The organism is Bacillus sp. FSL M8-0071, from assembly GCF_037975455.1.
GTDB lineage: Bacteria > Bacillota > Bacilli > Bacillales > Bacillaceae > Bacillus > Bacillus subtilis.
The window spans coordinates 2,445,714-2,462,898 of record NZ_CP150256.1 but is presented as its reverse complement, the minus strand read 5'-3'; the positions used below and the strand labels follow the sequence as shown (position 1 = coordinate 2,462,898).

Sequence of the window (17,185 nt, the reverse complement as noted above, 5' to 3'; positions counted from 1 at the left end):
ACGGGGGGATAATATGAATAACCGCATCATCTATGTTGTATCGGATTCCGTCGGTGAAACGGCTGAATTGGTAGTAAAAGCAGCACTCAGCCAATTTAACGGATCGGCGGATGATACTCATGTAAGAAGAATTCCTTATGTTGAAGATATAGGCACTATCAATGAAGTGATTTCACTTGCAAAGGCAGACGGCGGCATTATCTGTTTTACACTCGTAGTGCCGGAAATCAGAGAATATTTGATAGCCGAAGCGGAAAAAGCAAATGTTTTATATTATGATATTATCGGCCCGTTGATTGATAAAATGGAAACAGCCTACGGTTTAACAGCGAAATACGAACCGGGGCGGGTGCGCCAGCTTGATGAAGATTATTTCAAAAAAGTGGAGGCCATCGAGTTTGCAGTTAAATACGATGATGGACGTGATCCAAGAGGAATTTTAAAAGCTGATATCGTTTTGATCGGCGTGTCAAGAACGTCTAAAACACCGCTGTCTCAATATCTCGCACACAAACGCCTGAAGGTTGCCAATGTTCCGATTGTACCGGAGGTTGATCCGCCGGAAGAACTCTTTAACGTTGATCCGAAAAAATGCATCGGTTTAAAGATTAGCCCTGATAAACTGAATCATATCAGAAAAGAACGTTTAAAATCACTCGGGCTTAATGATAAAGCGATTTATGCAAATATCAACAGAATCAAAGAGGAACTCGAGTATTTCGAAAAGATTGTGGATCGGATCGGCTGCCAGGTTGTTGATGTTTCAAATAAAGCGGTTGAGGAAACAGCAAATATTATCCATCATCTCAAAACAAAAAACATATAACTCAGGACGCTCTATCCTGGGTTTTTGGCTGTGCCAAAAGGGAATAATGAAAAACAATAGCATCTTTGTGAAGTTTGTATTATAATAAAAAATTGTGATAAAATGATTAATTTTAGGTTTAAGGATCGTGTGATACGAATAAACTATTATGGGTAAGATGTCAAGAATTTCTCCCGGAAATTTTTCGACAAATTCATATACATCCACAATAATAAAGGATGTGCGATTTTGCTTGCTTTTATGCAGGAGTTTAATGGAGGGATGGAGAATTACTCTTCTTAATGAACAAGAAAAGACGATTTTTGTCGATGCTGATGCTTGTCCGGTAAAAGATGAAATTTTACAAACAGCATCCGAGTATGAAGTTCAAGTTCTTTTTGTCGCTTCATTTGAACATTATCAGCTTTCCAGAAGCAATGAAGAAAAATGGAAGTATGTTGATCCTCATAAAGAAGCTGCTGATTTATATATCGCAAATCACGTGAAACCGGGAGATATTGTTGTGACGCAGGACATCGGATTAGCATCTCTGCTGTTGAACAGAAATGTCTCCGTTATGTCGGAAAGGGGTCGTCTTTACAAAGAAGACACGATTGATTTTGCCCTAGAGGGCCGTCATTTTTCCGGCAAACAAAGAAGAAAAGGCGTATATGCCAAAGGGCCTAAAAAATTGAATAAAGAAGATCGAGAACGATTTATTACACTGCTGCAAAAAATCCTGTCGAACGATGAAGGGATTTTGCACTAAAGCATCGAATAATGTACGACGGAGTGTTATAAGATGGGAAATCGGATACCAGATGAAATTGTGGATCAGGTGCAAAAGTCGGCAGATATCGTTGAAGTCATAGGTGATTATGTTCAATTAAAGAAGCAAGGCCGAAACTACTTTGGACTCTGTCCTTTTCATGGAGAAAGCACACCTTCGTTTTCCGTATCGCCCGACAAACAGATTTTTCATTGCTTTGGCTGCGGAGCGGGCGGCAATGTTTTCTCTTTTTTAAGGCAGATGGAAGGCTACTCATTTGCCGAGTCGGTTTCTCACCTTGCTGACAAATACCAAATTGATTTTCCAGATGATATAACAGTCCATTCCGGAGCCCGGCCAGAGTCTTCTGGAGAACAAAAAATGGCTGAGGCCCATGAGCTCCTGAAGAAATTTTACCATCATTTGTTAATAAATACAAAAGAAGGTCAAGAGGCACTGGATTATCTGCTTTCTAGGGGCTTTACGAAAGAGCTGATTGATGAATTTCAGATTGGCTATGCTCTTGATTCTTGGGACTTTATCACGAAATTCCTTGTAAAGAGGGGATTTAGTGAGGCGCAAATGGAAAAAGCGGGTCTCCTGATCAGACGCGAAGACGGAAGCGGATATTTCGACCGCTTCAGAAACCGTGTCATGTTTCCGATCCATGATCATCACGGGGCTGTTGTTGCTTTCTCAGGCAGGGCTCTTGGCAGCCAGCAGCCTAAGTATATGAACAGTCCTGAAACCCCGCTCTTTCATAAAAGCAAACTGCTTTACAATTTTTATAAGGCCCGCCTTCATATCAGAAAGCAGGAAAGAGCAGTCTTATTTGAAGGGTTTGCTGATGTCATATCGGCCGTAAGCTCGGGTGTAAAAGAAAGCATAGCCACGATGGGAACATCTCTTACAGATGATCATGTCAAGATCCTGAGAAGAAACGTCGAAGAAATCATTCTTTGCTATGACTCTGATAAAGCCGGTTATGAAGCCACCTTAAAAGCTTCGGAGCTTCTGCAAAAAAAAGGCTGCAAAGTCAGAGTTGCAATGATTCCTGACGGATTGGACCCTGATGATTACATCAAAAAATTCGGCGGGGAAAAATTTAAAAACGACATTATTGATGCCAGTGTCACCGTAATGGCGTTCAAAATGCAATATTTCCGAAAAGGAAAGAACCTGTCCGATGAAGGCGACCGACTAGCTTACATTAAAGACGTACTGAAAGAAATCAGCACGCTTTCAGGGTCTCTAGAGCAGGAAGTCTATGTAAAGCAGCTTGCTTCAGAGTTTTCGCTTTCACAGGAGTCTTTAACTGAGCAGCTGTCTGTTTTCAGCAAGCAAAACAAACCTGCTGACAATAGCGGTGAAACAAAAACGCGGCGAGCGCATCTGACGACAAAAGCAAGGCAAAAACGTTTGCGTCCGGCGTATGAAAATGCAGAAAGGCTGTTACTCGCTCACATGCTTCGAGATCGGAGCGTCATCAAAAAAGTGATTGACCGGGTAGGGTTTCAATTTAATATTGATGAGCACCGGGCATTAGCCGCCTATCTTTATGCTTTTTATGAAGAGGGAGCCGAGCTTACGCCTCAGCATCTGATGGCCAGGGTGACGGATGATCATATAAGCCAGCTCTTGTCCGATATATTAATGCTTCAGGTTAATCAAGAGCTTAGCGAAGCCGAGTTATCAGATTATGTAAAAAAAGTGTTGAATCAAAGAAATTGGTCAATGATAAAAGAAAAAGAGGCGGAAAGAGCCGAAGCAGAGAGGCAAAAAGATTTTTTAAGAGCTGCTTCTTTGGCTCAAGAAATCGTTACATTGAACCGATCTTTAAAATAACTGGAGAACTGATGAGGAGCATTTATTGGCAATGATTCCTTGCGGAGGAGCAAATAGATCGCTTAACCTCATCATGAATTGTCATTTCATTATTCGCACATTGTTAAAGGCAGTTCACATAGAAAACGCCTGAATGGACCGAATAAGAATCATACCGCTTATAGAATTCGTTGCAAGCTTTGGAAGGAGGGATCCATAATGGCTGATAAACAAACCCACGAGACAGAATTAACATTCGACCAAGTAAAAGAGCAATTAACAGAGTCTGGTAAAAAACGTGGCGTTTTGACATATGAAGAAATTGCTGAGCGTATGTCCAGCTTTGAAATTGAATCAGACCAAATGGATGAGTATTATGAATTTTTAGGTGAACAAGGTGTTGAATTAATTAGTGAGAATGAAGAAACAGAAGATCCTAATATTCAGCAGCTTGCCAAAGCCGAAGAAGAATTTGACCTTAATGACCTAAGTGTACCGCCTGGCGTTAAAATCAATGACCCAGTTCGTATGTATTTAAAGGAAATCGGTCGGGTTAACCTTCTTTCTGCAAAAGAAGAAATCGCCTACGCTCAAAAGATTGAAGAAGGTGACGAAGAATCTAAACGCAGATTGGCTGAAGCGAACCTGCGGCTTGTTGTCAGTATCGCAAAACGGTATGTCGGACGCGGTATGCTGTTCCTTGATCTGATCCAGGAAGGAAACATGGGCCTGATGAAAGCCGTTGAAAAATTTGATTATCGCAAAGGTTATAAATTCAGTACGTATGCTACGTGGTGGATCAGACAGGCGATTACACGCGCCATTGCCGATCAGGCGAGAACGATCCGGATTCCCGTTCATATGGTTGAAACCATTAATAAATTAATCCGTGTGCAGCGTCAATTACTGCAAGACTTAGGCAGAGAACCAACACCTGAAGAAATTGCGGAAGATATGGATTTAACGCCTGAAAAAGTACGCGAAATCTTAAAGATTGCTCAAGAGCCGGTATCTCTGGAAACACCGATCGGTGAAGAGGATGACTCGCACCTTGGTGATTTCATTGAAGACCAAGAAGCAACTTCACCTTCTGACCACGCCGCATACGAGCTATTGAAAGAGCAGCTGGAAGATGTGCTTGATACGTTAACTGATCGTGAAGAAAATGTATTGCGTCTTCGATTCGGTCTTGATGACGGCCGTACAAGAACATTAGAAGAGGTCGGCAAAGTATTTGGAGTAACGAGAGAGCGTATTCGACAAATCGAAGCCAAAGCGTTGCGGAAACTAAGACATCCTAGCAGAAGTAAACGTTTGAAAGATTTCCTTGAATAAGATGGAACGGGTCTTGAAGATCCGTTCTTCTTTTTTTTAAAAAGATATATGGATAATATGCCTTTATTTTACTGAAAAATGATGTCATTTGCAAATGAACATTGTGGTGAAAAATTTCAAAATCTAATTCCATATTTTCTATTGTAAGCGTATACAATACATTATACAATAGAATAAAAAGGATATTAGAGATTTAGGCATGTTTCAATTCAATTTTGTATAAAGTGTGAATAAAAAACTTTTGTATAGCAATCCATTTACTTTTTGTAAAAATAAGTTAGAATTAGAAGTGTTTACATAGGGGGAAGGATCAAAAAGGGGGAAGGGAAATGAAATGGAACCCGCTTATTCCATTTTTGCTGATCGCTGTTTTAGGAATTGGTCTAACTTTCTTTTTATCAGTAAAAGGACTTGATGACTCTCGGGAGATTGCAAGCGGAGGAGAAAGCAAATCTGCTGAAAAGAAAGATGCAAACGCTTCACCAGAAGAAATTTACAAGGCAAACTGCATCGCATGCCACGGTGAAAATTATGAAGGTGTTTCGGGTCCGAGCTTAAAAGGTGTAGGGGATAAGAAAGATGTCGCTGAAATTAAAACAAAGATCGAAAAAGGCGGTAATGGAATGCCTTCCGGTCTTGTTCCTGCCGATAAGCTGGATGATATGGCAGAGTGGGTGTCAAAAATTAAATAAAAGAACTATTTTTCTCTTTATACATTCACAGGCCGCCGAGATGTTCTCGACAGCCTTTTATTTTTGACTGCCGCGTGCAGACCCGCATCAAAAGAAATAATTTCAAAATCATTTGCTTCAGCTTGGATTCCGGGCTGATTTTTTATATGATAGTAAAGGAAAAAATGATTGAGAAAAGTTGTGATGACAAGTGAACGAATTAAAATTATCTAAACGATTGCAAACAGTAGCGGAGTACATACCGAATGGAGCGGTGATGGCCGATATCGGCTCTGACCACGCCTACCTTCCTTGTTATGCGGTGCTGAATCATAAAGCCAGCGGGGCGATTGCCGGAGAAATAACAGACGGCCCATTTTTGTCTGCAAAGCGGCAGGTTGAAAAATCAGGCTTAAACTCGCACATTTCTGTAAGGCAGGGAGACGGACTGGAAGTGATTAAAAAAGGTGAAGCTGATGCCATTACGATTGCCGGAATGGGCGGATCTTTGATCGCTCACATTTTAGAAGCGGGCAAAGACAAATTAACGGGGAAGGAACGGCTCATTTTACAGCCGAATATTCATGCTGTTCATATCAGGGAGTGGCTTTATAAAGAAAGATATGCGCTGATAGATGAGGTAATCCTTGAAGAGGACGGAAAGTGCTATGAGGTGCTGGTGGCAGAAGCGGGAGACAGGGATGCGGCTTATGACGGTATTTCTTTATCAGCCGGGATGCTCGTCGGCCCTTTCTTGGCAAAAGAAAAAAATGCTGTCTTTTTGAAAAAGTGGACACAAGAGCTTCAGCACACTCAAAGCATTTATGAACAGATCAGCCAAGCGGCGGATACAGAGCAAAACAAACAAAAATTAAAGGAGCTCGCTGATCGAATGGAGCTGTTAAAGGAGGTAATCGATCATGGCTAAAAGTGTAAATGGGCAGCAGATCATCCAGCTGTTTGAACAATTTTCCCCGAAAGCCTATGCGGTTGAAGGAGATAAAATCGGCCTGCAAATCGGCACCTTAAACAAACCAATTAAAAATGTGATGGTTACACTTGATGTGTTAGAGAGCGTTATCGATGAAGCGATTGAAAAAGAGGTTGACTTGATTATTGCACACCATCCTCCTATTTTCCGGCCGCTAAAGCATATTTCAACAGATCAGCCTGCCGGAAGGTTAATTGAAAAGTGTTTGAAGCATGATATTGCTGTTTATGCAGCTCATACAAATTTAGACGTTGCGGACGGCGGCGTGAATGATTTGCTTGCTGAAGCATTAGAGCTGAGTGAGACGGAAGTGCTGGCACCTACTTATACGGATCCTCTGAAAAAGCTGGCAGTTTACGTGCCGAAGGAATATGAAGAGCAGGTCAGAGCCGCGCTCGGAAATGCGGGGGCCGGCCATATCGGTGAATACAGCCATTGCGCGTTTTCATCTGAAGGAATCGGCAGCTTTAAGCCATTAGAGGGAGCTAAGCCTTTTATCGGTGAAGTGGGAGAGCTTGAGCTTGTTCATGAAGTAAGGCTTGAGACTGTATTTCCTAAAAGCGTCGAAAAGGCTGTTATCAATGCAATGATAAAAAGCCATCCATATGAAGAAGTCGCTTACGATATCTATCCTGTCGAACAGACTCCCGCCGAAAAAGGGCTCGGCCGTGTCGGAACCCTTAAAAATGAGATGACGCTCAAGGAATTCGCTTTATTTGTGAAAGACAAGCTTGACGTCAATGGTGTCAGAATGGTTGGGGATGCTGACAGCATGGTGAAAAAAGTAGCTGTTCTTGGTGGAGATGGAAACAAGTATATTCATCATGCAAAACGAAAGGGAGCCGATGTTTACGTCACAGGAGATTTATACTTCCATGTGGCCCATGATGCGATGATGCTTGGCCTAAATGTGGTTGATCCGGGCCATTACGCGGAAAAAATCATGAAAGAAGGCGTCACGAGAAAACTTACATCAATGTGTAATGATAAAAAGTTTGGCGTGAATATCTTTGTTTCTGAAACAGATACAAATCCATTTACATTTCTATAAAAAAACTGAGGCTTTTACAGCCTCAGTTTTTTGCTTTTACTTTTGGAAGTATTTTTTTGAGCGGTATATTATGTTCAGTTGTCCAAGTTGATGGATCTTCGTGATCAAACTGCTCTAAAAAGCGAATGACTTCTTTTGTGATCGGCGTCGGTGTTGAAGCTCCCGCTGTAACTGCAACGGTATTAACGCCTTTCAGCCATTCGAGCTTCAATTCGCTTAAGTCGCCGATCCGGTATGCTTTTGTCCCGGCTATTTCCTCTGACACTTGAGCAAGCCTATTTGAATTGTTGCTTTTCGGGTCTCCGACAACGATTGTTAAGTCCGCTTTTTTTGCCTGCTCTGATACAGCTTCCTGCCGCACTTGAGTAGCGAGGCAAATCTCTTGGTGATATTCGACATGAGGATATTTTTCTTTGACAAGCTCCATAATGTCGTGAACATCCCATTGAGACATTGTTGTTTGATTCGTCACGATTAACTTCTCGGCTTGGATATCAAGGTTCTTTACATCTTCTTCTGTTTCAACTAAGTGAACGATCTCCGGCGCTACGCCAACGGCTCCCTCAGGCTCTGGATGCCCTTTTTTGCCGATATAGATCACGTGATATCCTTTTTCTTTCATCTCTAAGATTAGATTATGAGTTTTCGTCACATCCGGACAAGTAGCATCAATTGCGACTAACCCTTTTTCTTCTGCGATTCTTCTGACTTCGGGAGAAACACCGTGCGCAGTGAAAATGACAGTTCCTTTGTCAACCTGCTTTAAGATGTCCAGACGGTTAGAGCCGTCCAATGTAAAAATCCCTTCCTCTTCAAACGCATCAGTGACGTGTTTATTATGAACAATCATCCCGAGTATATAGATGGGTCTTGGCAAGCTTTTATCTAGCGACGCATTTTTGGCAATGACCATAGCATCAACAACACCATAGCAATAGCCGCGCGGTGAAATTTTAATTACGTCCATTTTCGGTTGTCCTCCAATACTGAAGTGAGTAAAGGCAATATAAAAAGCCGTAATCAAACGGCTCTATTCTTGCATTCTTCTGATCTCATTATAGCCAATCTCACTTAAGATATCAAAGAATGTTAAATATATAATCTCGGTTTTGAACTGCCTGATGTTCTTTTCGGAGCAGGAGAGGCAGCTTCCTTTTTCTTCGGGGCAGATGTTTTTAATTCTTGTTCTTTATTGTCAGTTGTTTTAGATTTCTTTGGGAGAGAAGAACTTTTTGGTTTTGATTTTTTGTTCCCATCTGAGGTTTTTGTTTCAGTCTCTTTTTCTTTTTCTGATGATTCTTCTGAAACGGATTGTTTTTCACTTTCCTCATTGGCCTCTGTCTCAGTATCATCACTTTTACTTAATTGGCTGTACAGCTTCATCATTGCTGGCAGATTGCGGACTAATGGGCCGTACTGCTGGATCATAGGGGTGACTTGCTGCGCCATGCCGAGTACTTTTTGCACATTTCCAAGCATACTGGATAATGATGCAGGATTGGCAATATTTTGAATGCCTTGCAGGCCAGCACCTCCGCTTGCTGCTGCACCTGCTCCTGGAATTCCGGGAACCCCGGCGCTGCCAGCGCCTCCTCCGCCGGGGAGGAACCTTGACAGCATTCCTTTTAAGCCTCCGCCTGCACCTGCACCATTTCTCGCTCCGGCATTTGCCTGAGGAAGAAATTGTCCGGCTTGCTGAAAACCTTGCTGCTGTGCTCCAAATGAAGGTCCTCGCATATTAGGCGGTCTTCTGCCCATCATTCGCTGATTTGGCATGGGGCGGGGCGGTCCGGGCTGTGGGTAATTTCTCATTGGCTGCTGCGGTGAAAACATACTTGTACCTCCTTTCAGCTCTCTCTGCTATTAGAATATGCATGGGCTGCGGTATTTGCTTTACATAACTGAATAAAACAAACGCCTTGCAAACGTGGTGTTTTTAAGCAAAATCGGGTATAATGTGATGATGGACACATAATGTGCCGCTTTAAGGAGCTGGGAAAAATGAAAGAAACGAAATTTGAACTTTATGAATTGAAACCATTTATTATAGATGCAGTACATCGCCTTGGTTTTTACGAACCGACTGATATCCAGAAAAGGCTGATTCCTGCAGTGTTAAAAAAAGAAAGCGTCATCGGCCAGTCTCAGACGGGTACTGGAAAGACTCACGCTTATTTACTGCCTTTATTAAACAAAATCGATCCTGCTAAGGATGTCGTTCAGGTAGTCATTACGGCTCCGACAAGAGAGCTTGCCAACCAGATTTATCAGGAAGCGCTTAAAATCACGCAGGGTGAAGAAGGAAGTCAGATTCGCTCGAAATGTTTTATCGGAGGCACTGATAAACAAAAATCAATTGATAAATTGAAAATACAGCCGCATCTTGTTGTCGGTACACCTGGACGGATTGCTGACTTAATCAAAGAACAGGCGTTAAGTGTTCATAAAGCGGAATCTCTTGTTATTGATGAAGCGGATTTAATGCTGGACATGGGATTCCTTGCAGATGTAGATTACATCGGTTCCCGCATGCCTGAGGATCTGCAAATGCTTGTGTTCTCAGCGACCATACCGGAAAAGCTGAAACCATTCTTGAAGAAATACATGGAAAATCCGAAATACGCCCATGTGGAGCCAAAACAGGTGACTGCTGCGAAAATCGAGCATATCCTCATTCCTTCGAAACATCGTGACAAGGACAAGCTCCTTTTTGACATCATGTCGCATCTGAATCCATACCTGGGGATTGTGTTTGCCAACACGAAAAATACGGCTGACCATATTGCCCAGTATCTGACTGGCAAAGGCATGAAAATCGGCTTGCTGCACGGCGGATTAACACCACGTGAGCGGAAAAAAGTCATGAAGCAGATCAATGATTTGGAATTCACATATATCATTGCAACTGACCTTGCCGCAAGAGGTATTGATATTAAAGGTGTCAGCCATGTTATCAACTATGAGCTGCCGGATGATCTCGATTTCTATGTTCACCGTGTGGGCAGAACGGCTCGTGCCGGCTCATCAGGACAAGCGATGACCATTTATGAGCTTACTGATGAGGATGCATTAGTAAGACTTGAAAAAATGGGCATCGAATTTGAGTACTTAGAGCTTGAAAAGGGCGAATGGAAAAAAGGCGATGACCGTCAGCGCCGCAAAAAACGTAAAAAAACGCCGAATGAAGCGGATGAAATTGCTCATCGTCTCGTGAAAAAGCCGAAGAAGGTTAAGCCTGGGTATAAAAAGAAAATGAGCTATGAGATGGAGAAAATCAAGAAAAAACAGAGAAGAAACCAATCTAAGAAAAGAAAGTAGGGGAACCTGTTGCTGAGAATAGGCTCACACGTCTCTATGAGCGGAAAACATATGCTTCTGGCTGCAAGCCAGGAAGCAGTCTCTTATGGGGCGAATACGTTTATGATCTATACAGGCGCACCGCAAAATACGCGCCGAAAGAAAATTGAAGACTTAAATATAGAAGCAGGCCGGGCACATATGCAAGAAAACGGCATTGACGAGATTATCGTACACGCGCCTTATATTATTAATATTGGCAACACGACAAATCCGTCCACTTTTGAGCTGGGTGTTGATTTTCTTCGTTCAGAAATTGAACGGACAGCGGCCATCGGAGCGAAGCAAATTGTCCTTCATCCTGGCGCTCACGTAGGGGCAGGAGCTGAAGCCGGCATCAAAAAAATTATTGAAGGCTTAAATGAAGTGATTGATCCGAATCAAAATGTCCAGATTGCATTAGAAACAATGGCTGGAAAAGGATCAGAATGCGGCAGAAGCTTTGAGGAGCTTGCGCAGATTATCGAAGGCGTTACACACAATGAGCAGCTGTCAGTGTGCTTTGACACGTGCCATACACATGATGCCGGGTATAACATTGTCGAAGACTTTGACGGAGTGCTAAATGAGTTCGATAAAATCATTGGCATTGACCGTATTAAAGTGCTTCATATCAATGACAGCAAAAATGTCAAAGGTGCGAGAAAAGACCGCCATGAAAATATTGGCTTTGGTGAAATAGGTTTTGACGCACTGCAATATGTTGTTCACCATGAGCAGTTAAAAGACATTCCAAAAATTCTTGAAACACCATACGTCGGTGAAGATAAAAAGAACAAAAAACCGCCATACCGTTTTGAGATTGAAATGCTGAAAGAAAAACAATTTGATGATACATTGCTTGAAAAGATTTTACAGCAATAAAAAATGGGGGATAACACCCCCATTTTTTAGCTTGTAAATTGTTTGAATAGTTCATTAACTGTTTGAGCTGTTTCTTTCGATGTAATCGTCTCTACTTGTTTCAGCAGCCGCATTCGTTCACTCTCATTAAAGATGTTTACATTTTTCCCGTATAACAGGTTCGCTACTTCAACGGCCTGCGATCTTGTTAAGCTGATTCCGTATTGTTTTGAGTACTTCAGCAAATCATCAGCAGTAGCCTGATTAAGCCGCTGCAAAATAATTCTTTGAAATAAAATCATCGGTCATTCCACCTCCAGACTTAATGTATGGGCAAATCAGTAAAATGTGTCAGTGTTTAATGGTAAAATAGATTTATAATGTATTTAAAATAGTTATTGCAGGAAAGGAGATTTTATGACCCCAACAAAACAACATAAGAAAGAAACATTTACCCATTTTATTTTCAGGGTCTTTATGATTCTGGTAGGAGCTGCATCTGCGGCTGTAAGTATTGAATTATTTTTAATCCCCAATGATTTTATTGATGGCGGGATTATCGGTGTATCACTTATTTTAGACCACCTCTTTATGTCAAACCCCTTTCTGAATTTCGCTTTTTTCGTTGTCATATTAAATATTCCTTTTATGATCTTCGGATATAAATATATCGGTAAGACCTTTCTAGTCTCTACGTTTATAGGGATTGTCGGGCTTGCCGTTATTGAATCCTCACTTCACCATGTAGAAGCCATTACAACCCAGCCTATTTTGGCTACTGTGTTCGGAGGTCTTTTACTCGGCTTTGGCGTCGGGCTTGTTATTCGAAATGGAGGTTCAATGGATGGTACAGAAATTCTCGGTATTTTGCTGACCAAAAAACTCCCGTTTTCTGTAGGTGAGTTCGTTATGTTCATCAATGTGTTCATTTTCATTTGGGCAGTTTTTGTGTTCGGTCCTGAGCAAGCGATGTACTCATTCATGACTTATTATATTGCGATGAAAACGATTGATGCCGTGATCCAAGGGCTTGATGAAACAAAAGCTGTCATTATTGTGTCTGAGCAGTATGATGAGATTTCCGACGCGATTTTGCACCGTCTCGGTCGGGGCACAACGAAGCTGAAGGGGAAAGGCGGATATACGGACGAAGAAAAAGACGTAATTTACGCGGTTGTCACAAGGCTGGAAGTGACAAAGCTCAAATCGATCGTGTTTGAAGTTGATCAAAATGCATTCATAACAATTATGAATACTCATGAAACGAGAGGCGGAAAATTCAAAAACGCAATCCACTAGGCTTTCATTTACTTTTATTCATTTTATGGGTATAATTTTATCTGCAGTAAAGAAAATGGCTTGCTGGACAGACAGCTGCCATTTTCTTTTTCATACATGTAATACGTTCTTAAGCAAAGCGAAAAGGGGGACCCTTCATGAACGTACAAGAAGCGCTGAACCTACTAAAAGAAAACGGATATAAATATACAAACAAACGGGAGGATATGCTGCAGCTTTTTGCTGATTCAGACAGATATCTTACCGCTAAAAACGTACTGTCTGCACTGAATGATGATTATCCAGGCTTAAGCTTTGATACAATCTACAGAAATCTTTCTTTATATGAAGAACTTGGGATTTTGGAAACAACTGAGCTGTCCGGTGAAAAGCTCTTCCGATTTAAGTGTTCATTCACCCATCACCACCATCATTTTATTTGTCTTGCCTGCGGCAAAACAAAGGAAATTGAATCATGTCCGATGGACAAGCTTTGTGATGATTTGGATGGCTATCAGGTCAGCGGACATAAATTTGAGATTTACGGCACATGCCCTGATTGTACAGCGGAAAACCAAGACAACACTACTGCGTCGTATATATGAAAAAGGGGCCCGGTTTGGGCTCCTTTTTCAGTTATTGACGCGTATTAAGTGATGCTTGTTGTTGTTCATCCATTGAACGGCTTCTAGCCAGTTGTTTACTCTGATGATGTTTGAATCAATCGGAAGCTGATTATAAGGGGAATTGAACAAAATCACCGGTATCCCGGCTTCTTTCGCAATCATCATGGCGTTACCGTGATGATCCTCAAAAAACAGGTCGATGTTATGATTCTTGACCGCTTCAACTTTGTGATGACCGCCAACGAGTTCGATGTGGTCATAATGAATGTTTTGTCTGTCAAACCATTCATAGGTAATATCAGTTAAATGAGTCCGTCTCGCTGTAATATAAATAAGCTTGTGCTCCTCTTTGAGAAGATCAAGTGACTGTTTCGCATGCTGTGCAAGCAATGCTTCCTTATATATGATCGCTTCATTTTGATTCATCCAATCCCAAAATTCTTCCTGGGTAATGTTTAACAGCTTTGTTAAATCATAATCCGTCATATCGTTTAATGAAATGGAAAGATTAAACGAACGGTTCAAATAAGGGACGAATGTATCCTGAGCCGTGATTGTGCCGTCAATATCTATTCCTAAGCGTAACATGCCCACACTCCTTCAGTTTCATCCCTTCAAGTGTAACATAAACAATTGACATTAACAGAAAAGTTTAGCAAACATGAATCAGGCAAAATGGATCAAACTATAAAAGCTCCTTTAATAAAACAGAAGGGGGAATTGAAGGTGGCAAACGATTACGAAAAGCGTGATAACAACAGTTACTATGTTGATCATGGATCTGAAGGGACAAATATTACCCGTGACAATGACGGTTTTTTTGAGGAAACAGCTGCTGAAATCGCAGAGCCTTATCGTGCTGCTGACCGCAGCAATGACCAAGACAATGATCGCAGCGGCGGCAATGTCAATGAAGGACGGGGAATAGGATATATCGCTTTAGCCTTGTCTATTATTTCATTGTTTGTACTGCCTGTTTTATTGGGAGCTGCCGGTATTATTGTCGGCTATATCGCAAGAAGAAGAGGTGCTCAAGGCCTTGGCGCCTGGGCAATGGGTATCGGTGTCGTTTCATTAGTGCTTGGAATATTTATTATTCCATTTTTCTAACACAAAAAAGCTTGACGGGTTCCCGTCAAGCTTTTTGTGTTTCTTCTTTTAATTTTGCTTTTTCAGCTTCAAGTTTTGCGTAGTGTTCCTCAGCAAGAATGTCAATTTCTTTTTTGAGTTCTTCTACCATCGTTTCCTCTGGAACCTTACGGACAATTTTCCCTTTCCGGAACAGCAGTCCTTCACCGCGTGCGCCGGCGATTCCGATATCAGCTTCTCTCGCTTCACCAGGTCCGTTTACAGCGCAGCCGAGAACAGCAACTTTAATCGGCGCTTTTATCTTAGAAATATACTCTTCCACTTCATTGGCAATGCTGATTAGATCAATTTCAATACGGCCGCAAGTCGGGCATGAGATGAGCGTGGCAGCATTGGAGGCTAAGCCGAAAGATTTCAGAAGCTCCCTTGCTACTTTTACCTCTTCTACAGGGTCTGCGCTTAGTGAAATGCGCATGGTGTTCCCGATGCCTTTGCTTAAAATGGCGCCGAGTCCTGCTGCGCTCTTTACTGTGCCGGCAAACAGTGTTCCTGACTCGGTGATCCCGAGGTGAAGCGGGTAGTCAAACGCTTTCGCCGCTTTTTCATAAGCCTCGATTGCAAGGTTCACGTCAGAGGCCTTCATGCTGACAATAATATCGTGAAAATCAAGATCCTCAAGAATTTTAATGTGATGAAGTGCGCTTTCTACCATTCCATCGGCAGTCGGATAACCGTATTTTTCTAAAATGCGTTTTTCCAATGAACCGGCGTTTACTCCGATTCTGATCGGAATGCCTTTGTCTTTGGCCGCTTTAACAACCGCTTCAACTTTTTCGCGCCGGCCGATGTTGCCGGGGTTGATGCGGATTTTATCTGCGCCGCCTTCAATGGCTTTCAACGCAAGTTTATAATCGAAATGTATGTCAACAACGAGAGGAATGGAAATGCGCTTTTTAATATCCGCAATGGCGTTTGCTGCCCGTTCATCAGGACATGCTACCCGAACGATTTGGCATCCGGCTTCAGCCAAACGGTTAATTTCCGCAACCGTTGCTTCTACATCATGTGTTTTTGTTGTTGTCATGCTTTGGATGACAACTTCATTGTTGCCGCCTATTGTTAAAGGTCCCACTTTGACGGGACGCGTTTTTGTACGATGTGTGATTTCACTCACTTGCAATCGCTCCTTAATTGTAGTTGCCGCTTCTAGATATAACAATTCTAGTATGGTTTATGTGAATTTATTTTACAAATTACATTGTAACAGTGTCTTCGCCGAACTGACAAGAAATTAACGTTAAATTAAGGGTAGACCGGGAATTTATACGCTGTTCCCGCTTGAATGGCATTGGCTTTCACATTTGGATTCAGTGCTTCAAAATCCTTTACAATGTCATCCGGAGAACCTGCTGATCCGACTATCGACATAACCGTATCACCCGGCTTTACCTTCACCGTTTTATAAGTCGGTTCTTGTACAGCCGTTTTTGCTGATGCTTCATAGACAGGGAGGTCCTGAATGGGTATGGTTCCAATTTTAAGGTCATAAAAAAGAATAAAAAGTATAAAAACAATGCTGCATACTAAGGTGAGACGCTTCATCGCTTTTCCTCCCGCATACGAAATTTTATACCATAGTATGCTTGTCCATTTCGATTCATGACAAAAGAAAAGAGACTGCGAATGCAGCCTCGGTTTATACAGCAGCTTTTTTGGACGGAATCTCTTTTAAAACGAGAAACAGGATGACAAAATTGACAAACCAGTTCAGCAAAAATTCACTTGGTACGGTTGCTTCTAATGCCCGCATGATTGTAAAGAATACAGTTGAAAGGGTGATGGAATAAGCAGAAAGCTTCCAGAGCCGATGATAGGATAAATGCTTTTTCTGCGAATTCTTAATGATTAACCCGATAAGCGCTAAAAACGATACTTCAATAAATTTTCCCGCTGCTGTTACGAGAAAAATAAGAGCTGAGAGAACAGTTACAATCATCGCTTTATTTTGGTTTAAACCTGCAATGACATCTTTTTTCTGTAACTCTGACGGCATCATTGAGTAAGACATTTCTTGGGCTTGTCCGTCAATGGCCAAAACAAATTTGTTCTGAAGGATGCCGATTGCGTTTTGCTTTGCTTCAATTTGTTCAGTGCCATAGGAGTCTGTTGGATCGAACACGATAACGAAACCATTTGCTTGAGATTCCGTGGCTTTTTTCTCATCCGTTTGAAGTTTGCCGTTTGAAATTGTGAAATCAGGGAAATCTTTGTTTAAAACAGTTTTAAAGCCGTTCATTGATTTTACGGTCCCTGTACTTACATAATAAGCGGTAGGGATTGCAAACAGGACAGAGAGCAAAAATACATAAAGAATCGCTTTTCCAATTCCTTGAAATCTTGTTTTTGCAATATCACGGGGAGAGTATGTACTTTTAATGAAAAGCTGAAACACATTCACTATCTTCACTTCCTAGCTAAACTAATATATGTTGCTTATTGTATCGTTGCATGCGTGTGAATACAAGGAAGACATGAAGAAGACAGAG

At 41.7% G+C, this 17,185-nt stretch carries 19 protein-coding genes; 12 read left to right on the top strand and 7 right to left on the bottom strand.

Translation table 11 applies throughout. From position 1 onward, the window contains the following. Positions 1 to 13 precede the first annotated feature (13 nt). The 7 genes from MKX71_RS12575 (at position 14) to MKX71_RS12545 (ending at position 7,446) form a co-directional block, all read left to right on the top strand. Positions 14 to 826: a pyruvate, water dikinase regulatory protein gene (locus MKX71_RS12575; RefSeq protein ID WP_003230064.1), complete on the top strand. Its 813-nt coding sequence runs from the start codon at positions 14 to 16 to the stop codon at positions 824 to 826. A 253-nt stretch (positions 827 to 1,079) separates the two neighbouring features. Beyond that, positions 1,080 to 1,574, top strand: coding sequence for a YaiI/YqxD family protein (locus MKX71_RS12570; RefSeq protein WP_003230065.1), 495 nt, complete (start codon positions 1,080 to 1,082; stop codon positions 1,572 to 1,574). Between the two features lie 33 nt (positions 1,575 to 1,607). Beyond that, entirely contained in the window at positions 1,608 to 3,419 is a 1,812-nt protein-coding gene (dnaG, locus tag MKX71_RS12565; protein WP_014480290.1) for a DNA primase, read from the top strand. A 198-nt stretch (positions 3,420 to 3,617) separates the two neighbouring features. Next, complete coding sequence (gene rpoD / locus MKX71_RS12560) at positions 3,618 to 4,733, top strand: RNA polymerase sigma factor RpoD (protein WP_003226225.1); 1,116 nt, start codon at positions 3,618 to 3,620, stop codon at positions 4,731 to 4,733. A 329-nt stretch (positions 4,734 to 5,062) separates the two neighbouring features. After that, the gene (gene cccA / locus MKX71_RS12555) at positions 5,063 to 5,425 is read left to right on the top strand and encodes a cytochrome c550 (RefSeq protein WP_003230068.1); all 363 of its coding nucleotides are present in this window, start codon (positions 5,063 to 5,065) and stop codon (positions 5,423 to 5,425) included. Between the two features lie 256 nt (positions 5,426 to 5,681). Continuing rightward, positions 5,682 to 6,332, top strand: coding sequence for a tRNA (adenine(22)-N(1))-methyltransferase TrmK (gene trmK, locus MKX71_RS12550; protein WP_032722127.1), 651 nt, complete (start codon positions 5,682 to 5,684; stop codon positions 6,330 to 6,332). Beyond that, on the top strand, positions 6,325 to 7,446 hold the full coding sequence (locus tag MKX71_RS12545; RefSeq protein WP_015251693.1) for a Nif3-like dinuclear metal center hexameric protein: 1,122 nt from the start codon (positions 6,325 to 6,327) through the stop codon (positions 7,444 to 7,446). Before trmK ends, MKX71_RS12545 begins: the two co-directional genes overlap by 8 nt. 22 nt (positions 7,447 to 7,468) lie before the next feature. Here MKX71_RS12545 and MKX71_RS12540 read toward each other — a convergent pair whose 3' ends face one another. Together MKX71_RS12540 and MKX71_RS12535 are read right to left on the bottom strand one after the other, a co-directional pair. After that, entirely contained in the window at positions 7,469 to 8,413 is a 945-nt protein-coding gene (locus MKX71_RS12540; RefSeq protein ID WP_014477361.1) for a 4-hydroxy-3-methylbut-2-enyl diphosphate reductase, read from the bottom strand. A 122-nt stretch (positions 8,414 to 8,535) separates the two neighbouring features. Next, positions 8,536 to 9,279 carry a YqfQ family protein gene (locus MKX71_RS12535; protein WP_003246095.1) on the bottom strand — a complete coding sequence of 248 codons (744 nt, stop codon included), beginning with the start codon at positions 9,277 to 9,279 and terminating at the stop codon, positions 8,536 to 8,538. Between the two features lie 168 nt (positions 9,280 to 9,447). On the opposite strand from MKX71_RS12535, the gene cshB reads away from it, so the two are divergent. Both cshB and MKX71_RS12525 read left to right on the top strand, forming a co-directional pair. Continuing rightward, the gene (cshB, locus tag MKX71_RS12530) at positions 9,448 to 10,764 is read left to right on the top strand and encodes a DEAD-box ATP-dependent RNA helicase CshB (RefSeq protein WP_004399101.1); all 1,317 of its coding nucleotides are present in this window, start codon (positions 9,448 to 9,450) and stop codon (positions 10,762 to 10,764) included. A gap of 9 nt (positions 10,765 to 10,773) precedes the next feature. Continuing rightward, positions 10,774 to 11,667: a deoxyribonuclease IV gene (locus MKX71_RS12525; RefSeq protein ID WP_009967756.1), complete on the top strand. Its 894-nt coding sequence runs from the start codon at positions 10,774 to 10,776 to the stop codon at positions 11,665 to 11,667. A 26-nt stretch (positions 11,668 to 11,693) separates the two neighbouring features. On the opposite strand, the gene MKX71_RS12520 is transcribed toward MKX71_RS12525, so the two are convergent. After that, the gene (locus MKX71_RS12520) at positions 11,694 to 11,948 is read right to left on the bottom strand and encodes a DUF2624 domain-containing protein (RefSeq protein WP_003230076.1); all 255 of its coding nucleotides are present in this window, start codon (positions 11,946 to 11,948) and stop codon (positions 11,694 to 11,696) included. 115 nt (positions 11,949 to 12,063) lie between these two features. Here MKX71_RS12520 and MKX71_RS12515 point away from each other — a divergent pair, with 115 nt between their 5' ends. Together MKX71_RS12515 and zur are read left to right on the top strand one after the other, a co-directional pair. After that, positions 12,064 to 12,945 carry a YitT family protein gene (locus MKX71_RS12515; RefSeq protein WP_003230077.1) on the top strand — a complete coding sequence of 294 codons (882 nt, stop codon included), beginning with the start codon at positions 12,064 to 12,066 and terminating at the stop codon, positions 12,943 to 12,945. A gap of 137 nt (positions 12,946 to 13,082) precedes the next feature. After that, positions 13,083 to 13,529 carry a zinc uptake transcriptional repressor Zur gene (gene zur, locus MKX71_RS12510; RefSeq protein WP_015714272.1) on the top strand — a complete coding sequence of 149 codons (447 nt, stop codon included), beginning with the start codon at positions 13,083 to 13,085 and terminating at the stop codon, positions 13,527 to 13,529. A 27-nt stretch (positions 13,530 to 13,556) separates the two neighbouring features. Here zur and MKX71_RS12505 read toward each other — a convergent pair whose 3' ends face one another. Beyond that, positions 13,557 to 14,138 carry a nucleotidase gene (locus MKX71_RS12505; RefSeq protein WP_003246215.1) on the bottom strand — a complete coding sequence of 194 codons (582 nt, stop codon included), beginning with the start codon at positions 14,136 to 14,138 and terminating at the stop codon, positions 13,557 to 13,559. A 132-nt stretch (positions 14,139 to 14,270) separates the two neighbouring features. Here MKX71_RS12505 and MKX71_RS12500 point away from each other — a divergent pair, with 132 nt between their 5' ends. Continuing rightward, the gene (locus MKX71_RS12500; RefSeq protein WP_010886568.1) at positions 14,271 to 14,660 is read left to right on the top strand and encodes a DUF308 domain-containing protein; all 390 of its coding nucleotides are present in this window, start codon (positions 14,271 to 14,273) and stop codon (positions 14,658 to 14,660) included. Positions 14,661 to 14,685: 25 nt separating this feature from the next. Here MKX71_RS12500 and ispG read toward each other — a convergent pair whose 3' ends face one another. From ispG to MKX71_RS12485, 3 genes are all read right to left on the bottom strand, one after another. Beyond that, positions 14,686 to 15,819, bottom strand: a complete 1,134-nt coding sequence (gene ispG, locus MKX71_RS12495) for a flavodoxin-dependent (E)-4-hydroxy-3-methylbut-2-enyl-diphosphate synthase (protein ID WP_010886567.1) — start codon at positions 15,817 to 15,819, stop codon at positions 14,686 to 14,688. Positions 15,820 to 15,941: 122 nt separating this feature from the next. Beyond that, a complete protein-coding gene (locus tag MKX71_RS12490) occupies positions 15,942 to 16,241 on the bottom strand; it encodes a LysM domain-containing protein (RefSeq protein ID WP_029317899.1) in 300 nt (99 codons plus the stop codon). A 94-nt stretch (positions 16,242 to 16,335) separates the two neighbouring features. After that, positions 16,336 to 17,097 (bottom strand): DUF1189 domain-containing protein, encoded by a 762-nt coding sequence (locus tag MKX71_RS12485; RefSeq protein WP_213379488.1) that lies wholly within the window; start codon positions 17,095 to 17,097, stop codon positions 16,336 to 16,338. Between the last annotated feature and the right edge of the window lie 88 nt (positions 17,098 to 17,185).

Bases quoted from the DNA above. Each gene is read 5' to 3' on its own strand.
- MKX71_RS12575 (WP_003230064.1), top strand. From the start codon at position 14: ATGAATAACCGCATCATCTATGTTGTATCGGATTCCGTCGGTGAAACG.
- MKX71_RS12570 (WP_003230065.1), top strand. From the start codon at position 1,080: ATGGAGGGATGGAGAATTACTCTTCTTAATGAACAAGAAAAGACGATT.
- dnaG (WP_014480290.1), top strand. From the start codon at position 1,608: ATGGGAAATCGGATACCAGATGAAATTGTGGATCAGGTGCAAAAGTCG.
- rpoD (WP_003226225.1), top strand. From the start codon at position 3,618: ATGGCTGATAAACAAACCCACGAGACAGAATTAACATTCGACCAAGTA.
- cccA (WP_003230068.1), top strand. From the start codon at position 5,063: ATGAAATGGAACCCGCTTATTCCATTTTTGCTGATCGCTGTTTTAGGA.
- trmK (WP_032722127.1), top strand. From the start codon at position 5,682: ATGGCCGATATCGGCTCTGACCACGCCTACCTTCCTTGTTATGCGGTG.
- MKX71_RS12545 (WP_015251693.1), top strand. From the start codon at position 6,325: ATGGCTAAAAGTGTAAATGGGCAGCAGATCATCCAGCTGTTTGAACAA.
- MKX71_RS12540 (WP_014477361.1), bottom strand. From the start codon at position 8,413: ATGGACGTAATTAAAATTTCACCGCGCGGCTATTGCTATGGTGTTGTT.
- MKX71_RS12535 (WP_003246095.1), bottom strand. From the start codon at position 9,279: ATGTTTTCACCGCAGCAGCCAATGAGAAATTACCCACAGCCCGGACCG.
- cshB (WP_004399101.1), top strand. From the start codon at position 9,448: ATGAAAGAAACGAAATTTGAACTTTATGAATTGAAACCATTTATTATA.
- MKX71_RS12520 (WP_003230076.1), bottom strand. From the start codon at position 11,948: ATGATTTTATTTCAAAGAATTATTTTGCAGCGGCTTAATCAGGCTACT.
- MKX71_RS12515 (WP_003230077.1), top strand. From the start codon at position 12,064: ATGACCCCAACAAAACAACATAAGAAAGAAACATTTACCCATTTTATT.
- zur (WP_015714272.1), top strand. From the start codon at position 13,083: ATGAACGTACAAGAAGCGCTGAACCTACTAAAAGAAAACGGATATAAA.
- MKX71_RS12505 (WP_003246215.1), bottom strand. From the start codon at position 14,138: ATGTTACGCTTAGGAATAGATATTGACGGCACAATCACGGCTCAGGAT.
- MKX71_RS12490 (WP_029317899.1), bottom strand. From the start codon at position 16,241: ATGAAGCGTCTCACCTTAGTATGCAGCATTGTTTTTATACTTTTTATT.